This window comes from Bacillus sp. VT 712, from assembly GCF_001614195.1.
Classification (GTDB): Bacteria; Bacillota; Bacilli; order Bacillales; family Bacillaceae_H; genus Priestia; species Priestia flexa.
On sequence record NZ_LWBK01000082.1, the window covers coordinates 1 to 1,984 of the forward strand.

At 33.4% G+C, this 1,984-nt stretch carries 2 protein-coding genes; one reads left to right on the forward strand and one right to left on the reverse strand.

The window, feature by feature from the left end; genetic code table 11:
• Positions 1 to 673: 673 nt before the first annotated feature.
• The gene (locus tag A2U94_RS19910; protein ID WP_025910969.1) at positions 674 to 985 is read right to left on the reverse strand and encodes an NUDIX hydrolase; all 312 of its coding nucleotides are present in this window, start codon (positions 983 to 985) and stop codon (positions 674 to 676) included.
• Between the two features lie 37 nt (positions 986 to 1,022).
• Between A2U94_RS19910 and A2U94_RS19915 the strand changes: the two genes are divergently transcribed.
• Positions 1,023 to 1,984: DUF3231 family protein (locus A2U94_RS19915; protein WP_064484066.1), on the forward strand; the 962-nt coding region annotated here is incomplete at its 3' end.

A 1,984-nucleotide genomic window follows, 5' to 3' on the forward strand; every position in this document is an offset into this window, starting at 1 on the left:
CTTTGTATAGTAATTTAAATGATGGGTTTCCACTAATTCTTCTAATTTCGTTGAAGAAATCGGTGAAAACCATTGTTCAAATGATGTTTTTCGTGTAAACTTATCCATGCTTATGGTCCTTTGTATTGGATTTGGATGGTTTACTACCGCTCAACCAGTATAAAGGATTTTTTTATGTTTGGGTTATATTACAGAAAATTCAGATTTTTAGAAAGCGTTGAATTATTTTAATGCGACGCTAGTGATAACATTTTATTAAAATAAAAAGTCCTCTAACCAAAGGTTTAAACGTTTTAATAGACTGAGACATAAGTAATTCAGTCCTTACTATACTTGAACGATTGAGAGTTCATAACTTTTAATCGTTCAGGTTTTTTGGTTGATTGTGAAAACGGAGATCCCGCAGCGCAGCGAGGAAGCTCAGGTTCCTCCCCGCGGAAAGCGAGTGACCGTAGCGCAATGGAACGAACGTGTTGAGACAAACTAAAGAGATGGGAACAGCTAGTGTTCGTCTTTTAGAAGCAATCATTTTGTTATGTCCCAAACTCTTTTTCTTTTTGAGTTGGCATAGATTTAATTGTTTTTCCAGTGGTTACTGTAGGGAAAGGAAATGGAATTATTAGATTAAAGTGCTACCTAGACCCCACATTACGTCAACTGATTTCTATAATAGTTATAATTTTTGATGGACCATTTTACTTTGCCTGTATGTAAATAAATGATTTCCTTTATGAGCTAGTAATGCTGGTAAATAGTGTGGGATTTTTTCTGGTATGCCAAGATTATTAGGGTTTAAAATCCAATCAATATCTTTCCAATCTAAAATGCCTTCTCGAGTTTTTATTGGTGTATCATATGTGAAAAGATTGTCTAATTCTCCAAGAAAAACATGTATTCCATCTACTTTACCTTCAGGAGTTAACCACGTTACAACTCCTTGAGATATAAAACCACTCAATTGAATAAATGTAAGGATTTGGGGCACAATACTATAAGTTTATATAGTATTGGAGGTAACAGGTTTGGATAATAAAATGAGATTAACGTCCTCAGAAATTACAAGTTTATGGACACAATATATTCAAGATACAATGGCTGTTTGTATTAGCAAATACGTGTTGGCAACGGTTAAGGACCCTGAAATTTATTCTCTATACGAATTTACCCTAGATATATCCGAAAAGCATTTAAAAGTGCTTAGAAATATTTTTAAATCTGAAAAGTTGGAGCCACCGAAAGGATTTACTGAAAAAGATGTAAATGTAGATGCTCCTCCTCTGTTTACAGATGTTTTTTGGTTAGGCTACATGCATGAGATGACAATGCACGGGTTAGCTGGATATAGTATATCTTTTAGTGTGTCGACCAGAAAAGATATACGAGATCACTATTTCCAATGCAACATTGATGCTATGGAGATTTATAATAAGTCGATCGAAATCCTTTTATCCAAAGGTATTTATCAACGATCTCCCTATTTTTCTACATCTCAAAGGAGTCAATCAGTTACAGAGATAGGATATGTTATGGATTTATTCGGAGATAAACGACCTTTAAATTCAATGGAAGCAGGAAATATTTTTTTTAATCTAAAAAAGAGCATTGCAGCTAAGGCTCTCGTCATTGGATTTAAACAAGTAATTAAAGATAAAGACATTCATAAATTTATGGATAATTGTTTACGTACAGTTAATAAAAATATAAATATTTTCTCTTCTATCCTTCAGGATGAAAACCTTAAACCTCCCCAATTATTAGACAATGAAATTACAAATTCTGATGTAGCTCCTTTTTCAGATAAATTAATGGTGTTTCATACTGGATTTTTATTTAATTTAGCCGCCACGTATTATGCTGCAGCTATGGTAACAAGCATGAGGATAGATGTAGCTGGACATTGTGATGCTTCTATTTTTCGGGATTTGAAAACGATCTCATCTTTTGGGAGAATTATGATTAAAAAAGGGTGGATAGAAAAACTACC